17 protein-coding genes and 1 pseudogene are annotated in these 19,534 nt (G+C 63.7%); 9 read left to right on the forward strand and 9 right to left on the reverse strand.

Annotation, left to right across the window (positions count from 1 at the left end):
- The first annotated feature begins 131 nt into the window (after positions 1 to 131).
- Genes J6524_RS26390 through J6524_RS26400 form a run of 3 tightly spaced genes read left to right on the forward strand, consistent with a single transcriptional unit; the run spans position 132 to position 3,748 of the window.
- Positions 132 to 566: an endonuclease domain-containing protein gene (locus J6524_RS26390; protein ID WP_225675997.1), complete on the forward strand. Its 435-nt coding sequence runs from the start codon at positions 132 to 134 to the stop codon at positions 564 to 566.
- Positions 563 to 2,971: a phenylalanine--tRNA ligase subunit beta gene (gene pheT, locus J6524_RS26395; RefSeq protein ID WP_225676000.1), complete on the forward strand. Its 2,409-nt coding sequence runs from the start codon at positions 563 to 565 to the stop codon at positions 2,969 to 2,971. The genes J6524_RS26390 and pheT overlap by 4 nt, the downstream gene beginning before the upstream one ends.
- A gap of 6 nt (positions 2,972 to 2,977) precedes the next feature.
- Entirely contained in the window at positions 2,978 to 3,748 is a 771-nt protein-coding gene (locus J6524_RS26400; RefSeq protein WP_225676002.1) for a sulfite exporter TauE/SafE family protein, read from the forward strand.
- A gap of 84 nt (positions 3,749 to 3,832) precedes the next feature.
- Here the strand turns inward: J6524_RS26400 and J6524_RS26405 are convergent, their stop codons facing one another.
- Positions 3,833 to 4,558, reverse strand: coding sequence for a Dph6-related ATP pyrophosphatase (locus J6524_RS26405; RefSeq protein WP_225676004.1), 726 nt, complete (start codon positions 4,556 to 4,558; stop codon positions 3,833 to 3,835).
- Positions 4,558 to 5,958 (reverse strand): flavin monoamine oxidase family protein, encoded by a 1,401-nt coding sequence (locus J6524_RS26410; RefSeq protein ID WP_225676006.1) that lies wholly within the window; start codon positions 5,956 to 5,958, stop codon positions 4,558 to 4,560. Before J6524_RS26410 ends, J6524_RS26405 begins: the two co-directional genes overlap by 1 nt.
- A gap of 190 nt (positions 5,959 to 6,148) precedes the next feature.
- Here J6524_RS26410 and J6524_RS26415 point away from each other — a divergent pair, with 190 nt between their 5' ends.
- On the forward strand, positions 6,149 to 7,147 hold the full coding sequence (locus J6524_RS26415) for a YiiX/YebB-like N1pC/P60 family cysteine hydrolase (protein WP_225676008.1): 999 nt from the start codon (positions 6,149 to 6,151) through the stop codon (positions 7,145 to 7,147).
- A gap of 88 nt (positions 7,148 to 7,235) precedes the next feature.
- Here J6524_RS26415 and J6524_RS26420 read toward each other — a convergent pair whose 3' ends face one another.
- The gene (locus tag J6524_RS26420; RefSeq protein WP_225676010.1) at positions 7,236 to 9,386 is read right to left on the reverse strand and encodes a TonB-dependent receptor; all 2,151 of its coding nucleotides are present in this window, start codon (positions 9,384 to 9,386) and stop codon (positions 7,236 to 7,238) included.
- Positions 9,387 to 9,575: 189 nt separating this feature from the next.
- Here J6524_RS26420 and nikR point away from each other — a divergent pair, with 189 nt between their 5' ends.
- Entirely contained in the window at positions 9,576 to 10,022 is a 447-nt protein-coding gene (gene nikR / locus J6524_RS26425) for a nickel-responsive transcriptional regulator NikR (protein WP_225676012.1), read from the forward strand.
- Between the two features lie 87 nt (positions 10,023 to 10,109).
- On the opposite strand, the gene J6524_RS26430 is transcribed toward nikR, so the two are convergent.
- The gene (locus tag J6524_RS26430) at positions 10,110 to 10,385 is read right to left on the reverse strand and encodes a metal-sensitive transcriptional regulator (RefSeq protein WP_225676014.1); all 276 of its coding nucleotides are present in this window, start codon (positions 10,383 to 10,385) and stop codon (positions 10,110 to 10,112) included.
- 51 nt (positions 10,386 to 10,436) lie between these two features.
- On the opposite strand from J6524_RS26430, the gene J6524_RS26435 reads away from it, so the two are divergent.
- A complete protein-coding gene (locus J6524_RS26435) occupies positions 10,437 to 12,848 on the forward strand; it encodes a heavy metal translocating P-type ATPase (protein ID WP_225676016.1) in 2,412 nt (803 codons plus the stop codon).
- Positions 12,849 to 13,060: 212 nt separating this feature from the next.
- Here the strand turns inward: J6524_RS26435 and J6524_RS26440 are convergent.
- Positions 13,061 to 13,317 (reverse strand): annotated as a pseudogene (locus tag J6524_RS26440) (hydroxymethylglutaryl-CoA lyase); the annotation flags it as partial.
- Between the two features lie 65 nt (positions 13,318 to 13,382).
- Between J6524_RS26440 and J6524_RS26445 the strand changes: the two are divergent.
- The gene (locus J6524_RS26445; protein ID WP_225676020.1) at positions 13,383 to 14,129 is read left to right on the forward strand and encodes a sulfate transporter family protein; all 747 of its coding nucleotides are present in this window, start codon (positions 13,383 to 13,385) and stop codon (positions 14,127 to 14,129) included.
- A gap of 218 nt (positions 14,130 to 14,347) precedes the next feature.
- Here the strand turns inward: J6524_RS26445 and nth are convergent, their stop codons facing one another.
- Entirely contained in the window at positions 14,348 to 15,109 is a 762-nt protein-coding gene (nth, locus tag J6524_RS26450) for an endonuclease III (protein WP_225676022.1), read from the reverse strand.
- A gap of 22 nt (positions 15,110 to 15,131) precedes the next feature.
- Here nth and J6524_RS26455 point away from each other — a divergent pair, with 22 nt between their 5' ends.
- Positions 15,132 to 15,653, forward strand: a complete 522-nt coding sequence (locus J6524_RS26455; protein WP_225676024.1) for a DUF2244 domain-containing protein — start codon at positions 15,132 to 15,134, stop codon at positions 15,651 to 15,653.
- A gap of 53 nt (positions 15,654 to 15,706) precedes the next feature.
- Positions 15,707 to 16,606: a methylated-DNA--[protein]-cysteine S-methyltransferase gene (locus J6524_RS26460; protein WP_225676026.1), complete on the forward strand. Its 900-nt coding sequence runs from the start codon at positions 15,707 to 15,709 to the stop codon at positions 16,604 to 16,606.
- 112 nt (positions 16,607 to 16,718) lie between these two features.
- Here the strand turns inward: J6524_RS26460 and J6524_RS26465 are convergent, their stop codons facing one another.
- From J6524_RS26465 to J6524_RS26475, 3 genes are all read right to left on the reverse strand, one after another.
- Entirely contained in the window at positions 16,719 to 17,342 is a 624-nt protein-coding gene (locus J6524_RS26465; RefSeq protein WP_225676028.1) for a 2,3-bisphosphoglycerate-dependent phosphoglycerate mutase, read from the reverse strand.
- Positions 17,343 to 17,369: 27 nt separating this feature from the next.
- Positions 17,370 to 18,185 carry a 4-hydroxy-tetrahydrodipicolinate reductase gene (gene dapB / locus J6524_RS26470; RefSeq protein WP_225676030.1) on the reverse strand — a complete coding sequence of 272 codons (816 nt, stop codon included), beginning with the start codon at positions 18,183 to 18,185 and terminating at the stop codon, positions 17,370 to 17,372.
- 257 nt (positions 18,186 to 18,442) lie between these two features.
- Positions 18,443 to 19,519, reverse strand: coding sequence for a helix-turn-helix transcriptional regulator (locus J6524_RS26475; RefSeq protein ID WP_225676033.1), 1,077 nt, complete (start codon positions 19,517 to 19,519; stop codon positions 18,443 to 18,445).
- Positions 19,520 to 19,534 lie beyond the last annotated feature (15 nt).

Genomic DNA, 19,534 nt, shown 5'->3' on the forward strand with positions numbered 1-19,534 from the left:
AATGGACCGCGTTCGGGGCGACTAGTTCGCGTCACAAGGATATGAACCATCTCTCCGCGCGACCGCTCGGACTCCCTCTCCCGCTTGCGGGGGAGGGCTGGGGTGGGGGTGTCTCCGCATCGGAGGTCTCAATGGCTGACGAAAATTCGCCGACCTGGAAGATACCCTCCAGACTCCGTTCAAACGCGCGCGCGCTCCGGAAAAACTCCACCGACGCGGAACGCCTTCTCTGGGCTGCGCTACGCGGCCATCGTCTGAACGGCGCCGGCTTCCGTCGCCAGGTCCCGATCGAAAACTACATCGCCGATTTCGTCTGTCACACAGCCAAACTCGTGATCGAGCTCGACGGCGGCCAACATTTTTCCGATCAGGCCGAGCGAGCCGACGCTGCCCGATCGGCCGTGATCGAAGCGCAGGGCTTCAAGGTTCTTCGCTTCAGCAATCATGAAGTGATGACAAACCGCGTCGGCGTGCTCGAAACGATTGCCGCTGCCGTTGCGGAGAGAGCCCCCACCCTGACCCTCCCCCGCAAGCGGGAGAGGGGACAAGAGAAGCAGACACCATGAAATTCACGCTCTCCTGGCTGAAGGAACATCTCGACACCGACGAGCCGCTGGAAAAGCTTGCCGACAAGCTCACCATGATCGGGCTTGAGGTCGAGAACATCGAGGACAAGGCGAAGGCGCTTGCGCCGTTTTCGATTGCGCGGGTGATCTCCGCCGAGCAGCATCCGAATGCCGACCGTCTGCGCGTCTGCATGGTCGATACCGGCGACGGCGGCGCGCCGGTGCAGGTCGTCTGCGGCGCGCCGAATGCGCGCGCCGGCCTCATCAGTGTGTTCTCGCCGCCCGGCACATTCATCCCCGGCAAGAACATGACGCTCGGTGTCGGCACGATCAGGGGCGTCGAGAGCCGCGGCATGCTGTGCTCGGCGGCCGAGCTGCAGATTTCCGAGGACCATGACGGCATCATGGAGTTGCCGGCCGATGCGCCGATCGGCAAACCCTACGCCGAATGGGCGGGCCTCGGCGATCCCGTGATCGAAATCAATCTGACACCGAACCGGCAGGACTGCACCGGCGTGCACGGCATCGCGCGCGACCTCTCCGCCGCCGACATGGGCAAGCTCATTGATCCCGGCATCAAACAGATCAAAGGCGAATTCCCCTGCCCTGTGAAGGTGACGGTGGAAGACGCAACGCTCTGTCCGGGCTTCGCGCTGCGGCTGGTGCGCGGCGTCAAAAACGGTCCCTCACCGGAGTGGATGCAGAAGCGGCTGGCCTCGATCGGGTTGCGCCCGATCAACGCGCTGGTCGATATCACCAACTTCATGACCTACGACCGCGCGCGTCCCTTGCATGTGTTCGATGCCAAGAAGGTGACGGGCAATCTCACCGTGCGCCGTGCCAAGGAGGGCGAGAGCCTGCTGGCGCTCGACGGCCGCACCTACGCGCTCGATCCCTCGATCTGCGTGATCTCGGACGAGCACGGCGTCGAATCGCTCGCCGGCATCATGGGCGGCGAAACCTCCGGCTGCGACGAGAACACCACCGACGTGCTGATCGAATCGGCGCTGTGGAACGCGATCAATATCGCGCAGACCGGGCGCAAGCTCGGCATTAATTCGGATGCGCGCTACCGCTTCGAGCGCGGCGTCGATCCGGCCTTCATGGTGCCGGGGCTGGAGCTTGCGACCAAGATGGTGCTGGAGCTCTGCGGCGGCAGGCCGTCGGAGACGGTTGTCGTCGGTAACGCCTTCGGCGACGACCGCATCATCGATTTCCCGCTGAACGAGGTCAAACGCCTGGCCGGAATCGAGGTGCCGCTGGTCGAGATGAAGCGCATCCTCGGCCATCTCGGCTTCATGGTCGCAGGTAGCGGGCCAGTGGTGAAGATCGCTGTCCCCTCCTGGCGCACCGACGTGCACGGCAAGGCCGACATCGTCGAGGAGATCGTGCGCATCGTCGGTGTCGACAAGGTGCCGGAGACGCCGTTCGAGCGTGGCGACGACGCCCGCAAGCCGGTGCTGACCACGATGCAGAATCGCACCCGCCGCGCCAAGCGCGCGCTGGCGGCGCGCGGCATGGTAGAGGCCGTGACCTGGTCGTTCATTACAAAGCCGCATGCCGAACTGTTCGGCGGCGGCCAGGCCGAGCTTGCGCTCGCCAACCCGATCGCGTCCGACATGTCCGATATGCGACCGAGCCTGCTGCCCGGCCTCATCGCCGCCGCGCAAACTAATGCCAACCGCGGTTACTCTGACGTCGCGCTGTTCGAGGTCGGCCAGGTCTTCAAGGGCGACAAGCCCGAGAACCAGTTCGTTGCGGCCGCCGGCGTGCGCCATGGCTACGCCTCCTCGAAGGGCATGGGCCGGCACTGGTCCGGTTCCGACATGACGGATGCGCTCGACGCAAAGGCTGATGCGTTCGCGGTGCTCGCGGCCGCCGGCGCGCCGATGCAGGCGCTGCAGATCGTGCCGAGCGGTGCAAGCTGGCTGCATCCGGGACGCTCCGGCACGATCCAGATCGGCCCGCAAAACGTGCTCGGCTATTTCGGAGAACTGCATCCGCGCGCGCTGGAAGAGCTTGGCGCCGACGGCCCACTGATGGCGTTCGAGGTGATCCTCGACCGCATTCCCGATGCCAAGAAGAAGCCGACCCGCGCCAAGCCGCTGCTCGAACTCTCCGCATTCCAGCCGGTGTCGCGCGACTTCGCATTCATCGTCGATCGCAGCGTGAAGGCCGGCGACATGGTTCGCGCCGCGCAGGGCGTCGACAAGAAGCTGATCACGGAGGTGTCCGTGTTCGACGTCTACGAGGGCAAGGGCATTGATCCCGCCAAGAAGTCGGTCGCGATCGCCGTGACGATCCAGCCGCGGGAGAAGACACTGACCGACCAGGAGATCGACGCGGTGGCCGCGAAGATCGTGGCCGAGGTGACGAAGAAGACCGGCGGCACCCTGCGGGGATGATACCGCATGACCCCTGCGGTGCTCATTCCGGCTGACGTCGGTATCAACGCGGCGATCGCGATTTGCGCGGTCGCCTTCGTCTCCGGGACGGCGCGGGGATTTTCCGGGTTCGGCTCGGCACTGATCTTCATGCCACTTGCCAGCAGCATGGCCGACCCGCGTCTGGTTGCAGCATTGCTGCTGATTATCGATTTCGTCGCCGCCGCACCGCTGTTGCCTAACGCATGGCAGAAAGCCGACCGCAAGGCGACGGCAGTCATGGTGCTCGGCGCTCTGATCGGTGTCCCCATCGGCACCTATTTTCTGAGCCGGCTCGAACCGGTGACGACACGCTGGATCATTTCCGTCTTCGTGTTCGCGCTGCTGCTGCTACTGCTGTCTGGCTGGCGCTACCGCGGCAAGGACCATGCGGCGGTTGCGGTCGGCATTGGTGGACTCTCGGGCTTTTGCAGCGGCCTCGCCCAGACCGGCGGCCCGCCGATCGTCGGCTACTGGCTTGGCCGTCCGATTCCATCCGTCATTGCCCGCGCCAATATCGTGCTGTTCTTCGGTGCGTCGGATTTCTTCTCCGCGATCAGCTACGCGGCGACCGGGTTGATCACGATGGACTCAATCAAGTTCGCATTCGTGGTCGGTCCGGTCTACGGCTTCGGCGTCTGGTTCGGTGCCTCGCTGTTCGGCAAGGCCAGCGAAACCGTGTTCCGCGCGATCTGCTACGCACTGATCGCCGCGGCCGTGATCTTTGGCCTCCCGGCGCTCGATGGCGTGCTGCGGTAAGCCGTCGTCCCTGCGAACGCAGGGACCCATAACCACAAACGTTTGGGATTCGATTCGATGTAGCCCCAGCCTGCTACAAGGCTATCAACTGTGGTTGTGGGTCCCGGCTCGCGCTTCGCTTGGCCGGGACGACGGAAAAGTTTTATCCAGCATCAGATCGCAATACGCATACCCATCGCGCTCGACGCGTTCGCCTGTCTTGATCGGAATTCGCCGCGAGAACATCGGACCCGCGACCACGCAGGTGTGAAACTCGCCATTCTCGCCGCAGGGGTCGACGGCTTCAGGCAAATCGGCCAGCAAAGTCGCATCGAATTTGCGCCCGGCAAACTCCACCGGCATCTTCTTCAAGTCGACGGTCGCGATGTGCGCTTCCAGCCCGCTTTCAATCATCTCGCGCGCCAACTCGCCCGTCGGCCGCTCCCAGAGCGGAAACACCGGTGTGATGCCGGTACCGGCCAGCTTCTGCTCGCGATAGGCGCGGATGTCGGCAAGAAAGAGATCGCCGAAGATCATATGCGTAACGCCATCGGCGACGGCCTGCGCAACCGCCTCGCCTATGCGCCCCTCATAGACTTCATTTGGACAGGGATAGGGGATCGGCACGATCCGCTGCGGCAGACCGGCGGCCTCGCACTGTGCCTGCAATATCTCCTGCCGCACGCCGTGAATCGAGACCCGGCCGAACGTCTCCGTCACCGTGGTCAGCGCACCCACGACATCGAATTCGCCCGCGCGCATCACCTCATGCAGCGCGAAGGCCGAATCCTTGCCGCTCGACCAGGAGATCAGTGCCTTGGGACGGATCATCAGTTGATCGGAGATGCCGAGCTGCGCCGCCGCTGCTTTAACGGCCGCGGCTCCGGCTCCGGATCCCTTAACGCGCCGATCCGTCGTAGCGCCGCCTCCGCCGCGCGCTCGCCGCTCTCCCAGGCGCCGTCGATCGTCCCCCACAGCGTTTCATGGGTGGCCTCGCCGGCGAGATAGATGCAGCCGAACGGGTCGGTGAGAACTTTTCGCGAGGATTGTGCGCCGGGACCGGCCGCCGATATTGCGCCGAGTGCAAACGGTGCCGCGTTCCAGCGCGTCGCGCTCGATTTCTTCACCGCGGCGGCCGCCTCACTCCCAAACAATTTTGTCAGCCATTCCACCGCAAACGCCACCATGGCCTTCTCGCCCTGCGCTGAGAGATCGCGGCCGAACGAGCCGCCGACATCGATGGTGCAGAGCGATGAGCCGCCGATGTTGGCGAATATCAGCCCCGTCCTGGTCGAATCGCTCTTCTCGATGACGATGTCGTCGCGCGCCAGGCCCAGCGGATTGCCCGGCATCTGCAGTGCGATCCGGTCATAGCTGCCCAGACTCAACCTCGAGGCGGCCTCGAGCGTTTTCTTGGGGATGTCGGGAGCGAACTTGATATTGCCCGCCGCCAGTACGTTGGTCGATACGGTGATGACGGCGGCGCGTGCCGCGATTTTGCCGGCCGGTGTTTCCACGCTGGCGTCGCGATTGCTCCAGACGATGCGACCAGCCGGCGTCGACAGCGATACCGGCACCTGCTCGCCGAGCTTTGCGATCAGCGTGCCGAGCCCCTGGCGGCAGGCGATCGCAGTATTGCGATCTAGCGCGCGAGCCTTGTCGCCGACCGAGAGGTCCCTCAAATCCTTACCCGCGAGATTGGCCCCTAGTAGAAATTCCGCTGTGCCGGCCCAATCGCCGATTTCCTTCGGCATCACCGACGCGCAGGAGACATCGGACCGCCGCGCGGCTTCATCAATGGCGCGGTTGGCGCGCACCAGCGCTGCAAGAAATTCCTCGGTCTCGCCAGCGCGCGCATAGCGGCGGCCGATGCGGATCTTCTGTCCCGACGGCGCGCTCGTGATCTCGAGGCCGGCAGCTCGCGCCAGCTTGATCATCGGATTGGTTTCGGGATTGTGCATCCAGCGCGCGCCGCGATCGAACGGCGCGTCGAACGTCGACGTATCAGTCTGGCAGCGGCCGCCGATCTGGCTTGCCGCTTCCACGACGATCACCCTGCGGTTGGCTGCCATGATCCGCCGCGCCGCAGCAATGCCGGCGGCACCTGCGCCGATCACGACGATGTCGGCATCCCGCGGCAAGGGTGCTGCTCCCACACGTCCCCCGGAGAAAACCGGGACCATCGCCAGGCCTGCGGACGCCGACAGAAAAGTGCGGCGGGTCAATGTCATGTCATGGTTTCCACGGCCTGAAGGAAGCAGAGAACAGCTCGCGAACTGTGCCGCAACTCACGCCACGCAGCAACACTCATGGTAAATCAATCATGATTGATCCATCGATCGCGTGAACCAAATTGAAATGGCTTGCGACCATGATAAGGAAACAAAAAAAGCGGAAGAAAAGCCGCTCCGGGGGAGTTACATGGGCGTAATGCTCGACACGATCGGCCAGTTGATTGCCCGCTACCTGCAGAAAGAGGTGCCGGGCTACGAGCCTTTCACACCCAGCGATCCCGAGCATCTACGCGGTGTCATTGCGGCCGGCGATGTGCTGCTAGTCGAGGGCAACAACCGCATCTCCGGCATCATCAAGTATCTCACTCAATCCACCTGGTCGCATGCCGCGCTTTATGTCGGCCCGATCGACGGCGCCAGCGAGCCCGATGGCGAGCCGCATGTGCTGATCGAGGCCAATATCGGCGAAGGCGTAACCTCGGCGCCGCTGTCGAAATATTATCCCTATCACACCCGCCTCTGCCGCCCGATCGGCCTGTCCTACGAGGACCGCACCACGGTGTGCCGCTATGCCATCAACCGCATCGGCTTCGGCTACGATACCAAGAACATCGTCGACCTGATGCGCTACCTGATTCCGCTGCCGGTGCCGCAGCGCTGGCGACGGCGCATGATCGCGTTCGGCTCCGGCGATCCCACCAAGATGATCTGCTCGGCATTGATCGCGCAGGCGTTCGACGCCGTGCGCTATCCAATACTGCCCAAGATCACCCGCGCCGCCTCACGGAAGGCACGGCGCGAGATCCTGCATATCCGCGATTCCTCGCTCTACATGCCGCGCGACTTCGACATCTCGCCCTATTTCGAAGTCGTCAAACCCACCATCGTGCACGGCTTCGACTACACGGCCTTGCACTGGGCCGACAAGCAGAAGCCGCTCGCGGAGGTAGCGGGCCAATTCGGTGTGTTTCCAGAGGTCAAGTCGCCGCCGCTTGTTCCTGAAGAGATTGACCAGGAGGCGCCGCTTCCGGTTGCGGCTGAAGAAGTGATCGTTGAAGAAGTGACCATCGAACCCAGGATGATCGAGCGCGTCACCGTGTCGGAACACTATCTTGCCGTCGAGTACGTGGCGGTCCGCCCGCCCGATCGCCGCATGAAGCCGCGCATACCGGAGCGAGTGGCCTGATATGAGTAGCCCGGATGAGCGAAGCGACATCCGGGGTCGCTGCGGCAGATTTCCCGGATGTCGCTTCGCTCATCCGGGCTACAAATCCCTAAAACCTCCCCGCTAGCGTCAGCCGCACCGCAAGCGGCTCCGCCGGATGAACATGGCGGTCGGCGACGCCGCCGATCGGTTCGCCCGGCAATCGCGACAGATAGTAGTATTCGATCTGGTTGGTCTTCGCGTTGAAGAGATTGAGCACATCGAGCTGCAGCTTCAGCCCGTTGTCGAACCTGTAACCCGCGCGCGCATTGAAGATCAACGACGCTAGCGAACGGACGCTATCGTCCTCGATCAGGGGACGCGACCCGAAATAGCGCGCCCGCAGCGCGCCGAACCAGCCGGTCTCGCTGCCGAACGTAACGCCGCCGGCCGCTACCCAGGCAGGCGCGCCCGGGATGAAGTTGCCGGCGGGATCGAAATCGGTGAAACGGGCGCGCGTATAGGCGACGTCGAGATCGAGCCGCATCCACGGCAACACCTGGTACTGGTTGGTCCATTCCACGCCGACTCGCCGGCTCGGCCGGCTGGCTTCAGTAGTCCCAGCGTCGCCGACGAACAGCAGCTCCGAATCGAAATCGAGCACGAACGCAGCGAGCGAGCTGGTGAGACCTTCGACCGCCTTGGTACGAACGCCGATTTCGGCGCCCTTTGAACGGACCAATAGCGGCACACGATCCTGCGGCGTCACCTTGTCGACGGGATCGACGGTGATCGTCGCGCCTCTGATATCGTTGGAGTGCAGGCCGTAGCCGGCATTGCCGTAGAGTTCGGTCTTGTACCAAGGCCCGAACACTATGCCGGCTTTCGGACTCGTCATCGACGCCTGTGCATTCCCCGAATTCGCCGGCGTATCGCTGAGCACCCTTCCCGCGAAATAATCCTCGCGGATGCCGATCGTGGTGCGCAGCCAGTCGGTCCAGCGCGCCGTCGTGTCAGCCCAGAGGCCGACATTGCCCTCCCTGACGCTGTCTTCGCGCACGGTCGAAAGCGTCTCACGCTGCAAGGTCTTGAACAGGCCGACACGAATATCGTCGCCGCGCGTCTGCAGCCCGACGCGGGTCTGCGTTTCGATGCCGCCCACGCGTGCGTCGAAGGCATGGCTGGCGTTGAGGCCATAGACCGTGCGCCGGTCCATCTGGCTGAACTGATCGCCATTGACGGGGTCATCGAGGAAATAGGTGAAGTTGTTGTAGAGCCGGAGCGACGAGCTGATCGCGTAGGCATTGACCTTGCTCTGCCCGTACTCGCTGGACTGCGCCCAGTTGCTCGACAGCGAGAACCGGCTCGAGACGCCACCGTCGGTCGGATCGAGCGTGCCGAACCGGCCTATTAAACTTTGATCGATCGCGCGCTGCGCCACCTGATCGGTCGAATTCCAGCCGTTGGAATAGGCCATCGCCGACAGCGCGAAGCCATCGGTCGCGGTACCCTGGCTATAACGCAGCACGCCATTGATCTTGCGCAAATTGTCCGGCACGTCCCACGGGCCGCTGTATTTGACGCCTTCGACAGCTGCGAGCAACGTGCCCGCACCGACCGCGGTCGATCCTGCCGCTAACCCACGGTGATAGCCAAAAGTGCCGTTGGTCGTCTCCAGAATGTTCTTCGGCAGCCGATTGACATAGTCGATTGCGACCGAACCGGCGGAGCCGAAATCGCCGACGTCGGCGAAATACGGCCCCTTCCGCACATTTACCGACTTGATCAGCTCCGGAATCAGGAAATTGATGTCGGCGTAGCCCTGTCCGTGGCCGTGGGTCGGCATGTTGACTGGCATGCCGTCGACGCTGATGGCAAGATCGGTACCGTGGTCGAGATTGAAGCCGCGCAGGAAATACTGGTTGGCTTTGCCTTCGCCGGAATGCTGGGTGACGATCAGCCCTGGTACCACCTCCAGCGCCTCGCCGGGGCGCGCGAACGGCCGGGCGTTCACCTCGGCGCCACTGATGGTCATGGCGCTCGCGGCGGTTGGTTGCATGTATGCCGGCCCAGCGGTCGCGGAGGCGGACGTCACGCCGCCACTGACCTGCGGCGGCACAGTCACGGTGGGTTGAATTGCGGATGGATTTCGCGCGACCTGCTCACGATGCGGCGGCTTGGGACGGCTGAGCGGCCTCGTCTCAGGAGAATCGACGGTCACTGCGGGAAGCTGGCTCGAGCCCGACGCGACCGCGCTCTGCGCTACGGCTGGAGACTCCATGACCAACAACGATGCGGCGGCCGAAATTGCTCCCCAAACAAACCGACGCAACGCGCATGCCCCCGCATGATAACTGCTACAATCGGCACACGACCGCATCAGTTCAGAGTACCCCAGCACCTCACGCTAGCAGGCGCAGTATGATGTTACAATAAGAATGTCATACTGATGCCCTCGACGGAATTTTCCATGCAACGGATCACCATCACCATCGAAGACGATCTGCTCGCCGAGATCGACGCGGCGGCGGAGGCGCGCGGTTATCAGAACCGTTCCGAGATCATCCGCGATCTCGCCCGCGCCGGCCTGCAGCAGAGCGCCGAGGATGTCGCACCCTCCGGCCAATGCGTCGCCGCGCTGGTTTACGTCTACGATCACGCCGCGCGCGATCTCTCAAAACGGCTGGTGCAGAGTTTCCACGGCCACCACGATCTGTCGCTGGCGACGCTGCACGTGCATCTCGACGACGATCGCTGCATGGAAGTGACCGCGCTCAAAGGCGCGAGCGGCGAGGTCCGGCATCTGGCCGAACACGTCATTGCCGAGCGCGGCGTGCGCTACGGCCGCGTGGTAATGATTCCGACGGGATCGGACAAGAAGCCGAAGACGCGCAAGCACGGCCACCGGCACGACTGAGGACTCATCAACTTAGCTGTGCGCCCGGAGCCACCAGGCGCGCATTCGCGTGACCCGTTGGCTCCATCCTGCTTACAGAGATTCGCACTATCTGTCGGAGCGGCTGATCACGGCCATCAGTTCGGCGATCTTCTCGCGTTGGTCGGCCTTGTTGCCGCTGGTGATCGCGTGCTCGACGCAATGCGCGACGTGATCGCGCAGGACTTCCTCCTCGACCCGCCGCAGGGCCGCCCGCACGGCGGAAATCTGCGTCACGATGTCGATGCAGTAGCGGTCCTCCTCAACCATTTTTGAGAGGCCGCGGACCTGCCCCTCGATCCGGCTGAGACGTTTCTGACACGATGCCTTGATGTCTTTTCGCATGCGGCCTATATACCCCTACAGGGTATGGGTTTCAAGTGCCGGAGCAAAACGATGGACAAGAACAAAAACGCCGACGGAAACGGCGCCTCAAGGAGCGGCTGTTGCGGCGGCCATGGCCATGGCGGCCACAGCCACGCGGCACATAGCCACCACGACCATCGGGCCCACGATACGGCTACGGTGCGCGACCCCGTCTGCGGCATGACCGTGAATCCTGCGACCAGCAAGCATCGCTTCGATTACAAGGGCGAGACCTATCATTTCTGCTCGTCCGGCTGCCGCGCGAAATTCGCTGCCGATCCTCTCGCCTATCTGGAAAAAGACAAGCGGCCAAAGCCCGCCGTACCGGAAGGCACGATCTATACCTGTCCGATGCACCCGGAGATCCGTCAGGTCGGACCCGGAAGCTGCCCGATCTGCGGCATGGCGCTGGAGCCGGAGGTGGCAAGCCTCGATGCACCGCCCAATCCCGAACTCGCCGACATGACACGCCGTTTCTGGATCGGTCTCGTGCTCGCGCTGCCGGCGGTCGTCCTCGAAATGGGCGGCCATCTCGTCGGCGGCCATGGCTGGGTCGATCAAACGCTATCGAACTGGATCCAGTTCGCATCTGCAACGCCCGTGGTGCTCTGGGCCGGCTGGCCGTTCTTCGTGCGCGGCTGGCAGTCGCTGGTGACGCGCAATCTCAACATGTTCACGCTGATCGCGATGGGCACCGGCGTCGCTTACGTCTACAGCGTCATCGGCACGGTTGCGCCCGGCATTTTCCCGGCCACGTTCCGCGGCCATGGCGGCGCGGTCGCGGTCTATTTCGAAGCAGCAGCGGTCATCACCGTGCTCGTGCTGCTCGGCCAGGTGCTCGAACTGCGCGCCCGCGAGGCGACCTCCGGGGCGATCAAGGCGCTGCTACAGCTCGCGCCAAAGACCGCCCGCCGGATCGGCGACGATGGCGATGACCACGAGGTCGCGATCGACACGCTCGCGGTCGGCGACAAACTGCGCGTACGGCCGGGCGAGAAGGTGCCGGTCGATGGCGCCATTATCGAAGGCCGCTCTTCGCTCGATGAATCGCTGGTCACGGGCGAATCCATGCCCGTCACCAAGGAAGTCGGCAGCAAAGTCATTGCCGGCACGCTGAATCAATCCGGCGGCTTCGTGATGCGCGCCGAAAAGGTCGGGCGCGACACGCTGCTTTCGCAGATCGTGAAGATGGTGGCGGACGCGCAGCGTTCCCGCGCGCCCATCCAGCGGCTAGCTGATCAGGTATCCGGCTGGTTCGTGCCAGCCGTGATTGTCGTGGCGCTGCTCGCGTTCGGCGCCTGGAGCTGGGTCGGACCCGAACCGCGTCTGGCATTTGGCCTCGTCGCTGCCGTCAGCGTGCTCATCATCGCCTGTCCCTGCGCGCTTGGTCTAGCCACGCCGATGTCGATCATGGTCGGCGTCGGGCGCGGCGCACAGGCCGGCGTGCTGATCAAGAACGCCGAAGCGCTGGAGCGGATGGAGAAGGTCGATACGCTGGTGGTCGACAAAACGGGCACGCTCACCGAAGGCAAGCCGAAGGTGATCGCCATCGTGCCAGCCACAGGCTTCGACGAAGCGGAGATTCTGCGGCTGGCCGCCACGGTCGAACGCGCGAGCGAACACCCGCTGGCCGATGCGATCGTACGCGCCGCCAATGAACGCCATCTCGATCTCGGCAAGGTCGATGCGTTCGACTCGCCGACCGGCAAGGGCGCCACCGGCAAGGTGGACGGCAAAGCAATCGTGCTCGGCAACGCGAACTTCCTGCACTCGCTCGGCATCGACGCGCGTCCGTTGAACGACCAGGGCGAGCGCCTGCGCGGCGAGGGCGCGACCGTAATCAGTATGGCCGTCGACGGCAGGCTGGCTGGTCTGTTCGCGATTGCCGATCCGGTGAAAGCGTCGACGCCGGAAGCGCTGAAGGCGCTGGCGGCTGAGGGCATCAAAGTCATCATGCTGACCGGCGACAACCGGACCACCGCCAACGCCGTTGCGAAGAGCCTCGGCATATCAGATGTCGAAGCAGAAGTGCTGCCTGATCAAAAGAGCGCGGTGGTGGCAAAGCTGCAGAAGGCGGGAAAGATCGTCGCAATGGCCGGCGACGGCGTCAACGACGCGCCGGCGCTGGCCGCCGCTGAAGTCGGCATCGCCATGGGCACCGGCACCGATGTCGCGATGGAAAGCGCCGGGGTCACGCTGTTGAAGGGCGACCTTGTCGGCATCGTCCGCGCGCGCCGCCTGTCAGAGGCAACGATGAGCAACATCCGGCAGAACCTGTTCTTCGCCTTCATCTACAACGCCGCCGGCATTCCGATCGCCGCTGGCATTCTTTATCCGACGTTCGGCCTGCTGCTGTCGCCGATCATCGCAGCCGCCGCGATGGCGCTGTCGTCAGTGAGCGTCGTCGCCAACGCGCTGCGGCTACGTCTGACGCGGCTGTAGTATGCTTTGGCCGCCGAGGGCAAGACGATACTCTTGCCGCGCAGACGGTGAGCTCCCTCCCCCCTTGCGGGGGAGGGCTAGGGAGAGGGGTGGCGGCAACGGCGGTGTTTGTGGCTTACCCCTCTCCCTAACCCTCCCCCGCAAGGGGGGAGGGAACATACCTCCCGAGCCGCGATGACTTCGTTCCCACGCGAAGGAGAACGAAGCGCTTTTCACGCCGCCCTCGCCCTCCCGCGCGGCAGACCTGCCCGCGCCAGACCACCACAGAGCGCCTCACCTGGCATTTCCGATTTGAGGATCTCGCGCACCGCGACCAACTTCTCGATATCGATGCCGGTGGCAAATCCCTTGCTCTCGCACAGGAACACCAGATCCTCGAACACGACATTCCGGTCGCGCCGGGCGCGAACGGGCAGCCGCCGAAGCCGCCGAACGATCCATCGAGCACGCGCGCGCCGGCCGGCAGGCTCTTGCCGAAGCCCGTGCACGTATCTACCTCTCGCGCGAGAGTCTGTTCACAAGGGTAGAACCGTCATGTTGGACGCCGCCGTCAAGGCGCTTTCGCAGATCCTGTCGCCGCCGATGCGCACCATCCTGTGGCGCTCGATCGGGCTGGCACTGGTGCTGATCACGGTGCTGGCGATCGGGTTGCAGCGGCTGCTGAGCTGGTTTGCAGACTATGGCGAGGGCTGGGCCGAGGCGATGCTCGGGCCGGGCTTTCACACCTCACTCCACATCCTGTCCTGGATCATATCGATCGCGGCCGGGCTTGGCGTCGTCCTCGGCGGCATCTTCCTGATGCCCGCGGTCACTTCGCTGGTCGCGAGCATCTTCGTCGACGACGTCGCCGAGCATGTCGAGCGCGAACATTATCCGGCAGAGCGTCCCGGCGACGCGCTGCCGCTCGGCATCTCGATTCCCGAGGGCATCAAGACAGCGCTGCTGGCGATCCTGGTCTATCTAATCGCCCTGCCCTTCGTGCTGTTCGCCGGCGCGGGCTTTATCATCTTCTTCATCGCCGCCGCCTGGCTATTGGGGCGTGAATATTTCGAGCTGGCGGCAATGCGCTTCCGCTCGCCGGCTGAAGCCAAGGCAATGCGCCGGGATCATGCGGCGACCGTGTTCACTGCAGGTCTATTCATCGCAGCCTTCGTGGCGATCCCGATCGTCAACCTGGCGACGCCGGTGTTCGGCATGGCGTTCATGGTCCACATGCACAAGCGATTATCGGGCCCACGTCCGGAGCTGATCGAGCCGGCGAAGAAGATGCCGGTGACCTAACATGGTGAGGAGTGCGTCTTCGCGCGTCTCGAAACCCTGAAGCCCGCGGCCCATCCTTCGAGAGGCCGCTTCGCGGCTCCTCAGGATGACGGCGGAGCAAGCGGCCAGAAAGCCGTCATTGCGAGCGCAGCGAAGCAATCCACCTCGCCACGCGGGGATAGATGGATTGCTTCGTCGCTAACGCTCCTCGCAATGACGGGCATTGCGCCCCGCATCCCTCACACCGTCTTCTCCGGCCAGCGGCAGAGATCGTTGATCAAACAAACCTCGCAACGCGGCTTGCGCGCCAAGCAGGTGTAGCGCCCGTGCAGGATCAGCCAGTGATGGGCGTGCCGCATGAATTCCGACGGAATCACCTTCTCCAGCCCACGCTCGACCTCGAGCGGCGTGTTGCCGCGCGCGAGTCCCGTACGGTTGCCGACCCGGAACACGTGTGTATCCACCGCCATCGTATGCTCGCCATAGGCCATGTTGAGCACGACATTGGCGGTCTTGCGCCCGGCGCCGGGCAACGACTCGATTTCGGCGCGGGTGCGCGGCACCTCGCCGCCGAACTCGTCGATCAGCTTCTGCGATAGCGCGATGACGTTCTTGGCCTTGTTGCGGTAGAGCCCGATGGTTCTGATGTAGTCGCGCAGCTTCTCTTCGCCGAGCGCGAGCATCTTCTGCGGCGTATCAGCGACCGCAAATAGCGTACGCGTCGCCTTGTTGACACCGGCGTCGGTCGCCTGCGCCGACAGCACCACGGCGACCAGGAGCGTATAGGGGTTGAGATGTTCCAGCTCGCCCTTCGGCTCGGGATTGGCCTTGCGAAACCGGCTGAATGCCTCGTGGATCTCTGCCGGGGTCCATGGCTTTGGAGATTTGGCCGATTTCCTCGCGGGCTTCGGCGCTGCCTTGGCGGCCTTCTTTGCCGCTTTCTTCGGCACGGATGGAACGCCGGCTTTTTTGGCGCTGACGGAACGGGTGATTTTGGCCATGATCGGGATATACTGATACGCGATGACCGCAAGCAACGACTTTGATCCGACGCTGGACCAGCCGACGCTGTTTTCGGCGCGGGTGACGCCGCATCGCTCCCTCAACCGCACCGGCTTTCTGGTGCTGATGGGCTTTATCTGCGCGGTGAGTTTTGTGGCCGGCGTCGCCTTCCTGATGATGGGCGCTTGGCCGGTGCTCGGCTTTTTCGGCCTCGACGCACTGGTGATCTACTGGGCGTTCAAGGTCAATTTTCGCAGTGCCGATGCCACCGAGGACATCCTGGTGACACCGTCGGAATTGCGGGTGCGGCGGGTCAGCCATCGCGGCCATCTGATCGAATGGTCGTCCAATCCGCTCTGGGTGCAGCTCGAACAGACCGGCGATCCGGAGTTCGGCATCGAGCATCTCTACCTGGTATCCCGCGGCCGCCGGGTTTCCATCGGCCACGTCCTTGGACCGGATGAAAAGGCCAGTTTTGCCAAAGCCTTACTAGCCGCGCTGCAAACCGCCAAACGGGGCGTCACCTACAACCCGGTTAATTGAGCGTTGTCAGAAATCGGGTGGTTTGAGCCGCGCATGAGCCCTAAATCAGACCCATGATGACACTCGCGATACATGACCAGCGCCTGGCCAAGCCGGGCCCGCAAAACACCGCGGCGCTGCGCGATTATGACTCAGTGCGCCGCGCGATTGCGTTCATCTCGGAGCATTGGCGCACGCAGCCGACCATCGAGGCGATGGCGGATGCCGCTGCCGTGACGCCGGATGAGCTGCACCATCTGTTCCGCCGCTGGGCCGGGCTGACGCCGAAGGCTTTTATGCAGGCGCTCACTCTCGATCATGCCAAGAGCCTGTTGCGCGATTCCGCCAGCGTGCTCGATGCCGCGCTCGATTCCGGGCTGTCAGGCCCGGGCCGGCTGCACGACCTCTTCGTCACCCATGAAGCGATGTCGCCGGGCGAATGGAAGAACGGCGGCGCCGGTATGACGCTGCGCTACGGCTTCCATGCCTCGCCGTTCGGCACCGCGATCGTGATCGCCAGCGACCGCGGCCTTGCCGGCCTCGCCTTCGCCGACCCCGGCGAGGAGCCGATCGCGTTTGCCGACATGAAGCGGCGCTGGCCGAACGCGACCTATGTCGAAGACCATGACGGCACGGCAGGGCTCGCGCAGCGCATCTTCGATACGCGCTTGTGGCGGCCGGACCAGCCGCTTCGCGTCGTCCTGATCGGCACCGACTTCGAAGTGCGGGTATGGGAGACGCTGCTCAAGATCCCGATGGGTCGCGCGGTCTGCTATTCCGACATCGCCAACAAGATCAAAAGCCCGAAGGCCTCGCGCGCGGTCGGCGCCGCTGTTGGACGCAACCCGGTGTCGTTCGTGGTGCCCTGCCATCGCGCGCTCGGCAAGGGCGGTGCGCTCACCGGCTATCACTGGGGCATCACGCGCAAGCAGGCGATGCTCGGCTGGGAGGCGGGGCAGGTCGGATTGCATTAGAGCGCGCATCTCGTGCGATGGGTAGAGCGCAGCGAAACCCATCATTCCTTGCGCGGAGCCATGATGGGTATCGCTGCGCTCCACCCATCCTACGAATCCTGCGCGACCGAAATCACGCCGCGAGATCAATCTTCGTCGCCACCGTCGAATCCGCATTGAGCCGGTAAATCACCGGCACACCCGTCGCCAGCTCGCGCTTCAAGATCTGCTCGGGCGTCAGCTTCTCCAGCACCATGATCAGCGCGCGCAGCGAATTGCCGTGAGCGGCGATCAGCGTGCGCTGTCCACGCAGCACGCCGGGCAGAATCTCCTGCACGTAATAGGGCAGCGCACGCGCCAGCGTATCCTTCAGGCTCTCGCCGCCGGGCGGCGGCACGTCATAGGAGCGGCGCCAGATCAGCACCTGGTCTTCGCCCCATTTCTTGCGGGCATCATCCTTGTTGAGGCCGGAGAGATCGCCATAATCACGCTCATTGAGCGCGAGATTTTTGGTCGTCGGCAGTCCCGTTTGACCGATCTCGGCGAGCATCAGCTTCAGCGTATGTTGGGCGCGCGTCAGGTCGGAGGTGAAGGCCACATCGAACGTCAGCCCCTGCGCCTTCAGTTTGCGGCCGGCTTCCTTGGCCTCCGCAATGCCCAGTTCGGTGAGATCAGGGTCCTTCCACCCCGTGAACAGGTTCTTCAAATTCCATTCGCTCTGCCCGTGGCGCACGAGCACAAGAAGACGTTCGCTCATTGTTGGGATTTTCCGTTCGTTCGATTCTCAGAAGTCGGCAAGCCCCAGCACGTCGGCCATCGTGTAGAAGCCCGGCTGCTGGCCGTGCGCCCATAGCGCGGCCTTGACCGCACCTTGCGCGAACATGGTCCGGTCTTCGGCGCGGTGGGTGAATTCAATGCGCTCCATGGGACCGGCGAAGATCACGGAGTGATCGCCGGTGACGGTGCCGCCGCGCAGCGCGGCAAAGCCGATATCGCCGGGCCGCCGCGCCCCGGTATGCCCGTCACGGCCACGTGCCGAGCGGGCATGCAGGTCGATGCCGCGGCCGGCTGCAGCGGCCTCACCAAGCAGGAAGGCGGTGCCCGACGGCGCGTCGATCTTGGCCTTGTGATGCATCTCGACGATTTCGATGTCGAAGCTTTCGTCGAGCGATTGCGCCACGCGCTTGACCACCGCAGCGAGCAGGTTGACCCCGAGACTCATATTGCCGGACTGCACCACCTTCGCACGCGTGGTGACGCTCTTTATCACCGCCATGTCCGAGATCGACAGGCCAGTGGTTCCGATGATGTGCACGAGCCCGCGCTGGGCGGCGATCGCGACATTGGCGATGGTGGCGGCCGGCACGGTAAAATCGACAATACCGTCGGCATCGGCCGATAGCGCCCAGAGGTCGGCGGAGAGTTTGATGCCATTTTCAGGCAGGCCCGCGAGCACGCCAGAATCCTTGCCCAGGAGTTCCGAACCCGGCGCTTCCAACGCGCCGGTCAGGACGGCGCCGGGCGTCTCGGAAATGACGCGCACCAGCGCGCGGCCCATCCGGCCGCCGGCCCCCGCAACGATCAATCGCATATCGGCCATGGCTTCACCTCTTCACGCCCTATAGCGGGATGAGGCCGTTCCGGCAACCAATCATGAGCTTCGGGGCTCCGGGCGCGAGGCGTATCCCGGCTAGGGACGAGAACACGCAGGACGGCATCCCGTACCGCGCTCGATCCCGCCGCGAGCGGCATCTACGGCCCCGAAGGGCGGCTCCGGTTGCGGCTAAAAAGTAGATCCCAGATTCCCGCTACAGAACGACGTGGCCGTCGTCCGGAGATCATCGCGAAACCGGTGCATCAGTCCGGTGGACGCTTATCTACCGCATCGAGCAGCCGGCAATCCGACGATGCCACGCCGACGGCCTTCTCACGCCTGCCGGCGCCGAACGGAGATTGCGTGAGATGATAGAGCAGAAAGAACTCCGCCTGCCGATTAATTCCCAATTTCAGCATGATACGCTTGGTGTAAGTTCTTACGGTCGCCTCTGTTAACCGAAGCTCAGCCCCGATATCACGTGGACACTGGAACTGAAGAATCCGGGCGACGATCCTCTCCTCGGCCCAATTCAAGCCGAAGGCGGCCGCAATACGGTGCGCGCCCAGCGCTTCATCGAATTGCGGGACGATCACCAACGCTTTTCCCGTGTCCCAATCCGTTGGTGCAGCCCCGATCTTGGCGAAGGCAAATTGCTGACGCTCTGTCGAGAGAGGCACCGTTGTGTTCAGCCGGACCTCACCGGGCCGCCGAACCAACGCCTCACGGATTGCTTCCTTCAAGCTCCCGGTGACCGGTCCGCTAGGCCCCGCCAGCCTGCCACCATCTACCTTGAGAAGCTCGCCTTTTGCCAACAGCGTCGCTCGGCCGCAGCGATTGACCTCATGGACGTGCAGACTCTCGTCCACGATGAACGCAGGCGAAGCCAGTTTCTCCAGCCATATTTCTGCGTCCGGATGTCGATGAGGTGAACGTTGCGCGAGGGAATGAGCCGTCTCCCAAACCGTGCGCACCGCGCGCGCGAGAGCAGGAATTTCGGCTCGAACGAGCGCGGCCCGCCGCCATCCCGCTACAAATACCACAGTCGATCTGTCGCGCGTGGCAAACCGGCCAATCACGGAATGACTGCCCGCTTCTGGCTCGGAGCCGATCAATCTTCGCACAAAGGTCGTGCGCGCGTTGACTGGTTCGAGAAGTGAGCAGTCCGCACCGGCACCCTTGCGGGCAATTCGAGCGACGGTCATGGTGCATGACGGATCGATTCCGGCGTGACCGATTCGGACCTCCTTAAGCTCCGATCCGTTCCTGTGAGACATGACCGCGACGTAGCAACTGGCGCAATCGAAAAGCTCGGCAACAGCCTTGCCGAAATATTCCATTGCGCTCTGGTGTGG

The organism is Bradyrhizobium hereditatis (assembly GCF_020329435.1).
Lineage (GTDB): Bacteria > Pseudomonadota > Alphaproteobacteria > Rhizobiales > Xanthobacteraceae > Bradyrhizobium > Bradyrhizobium hereditatis.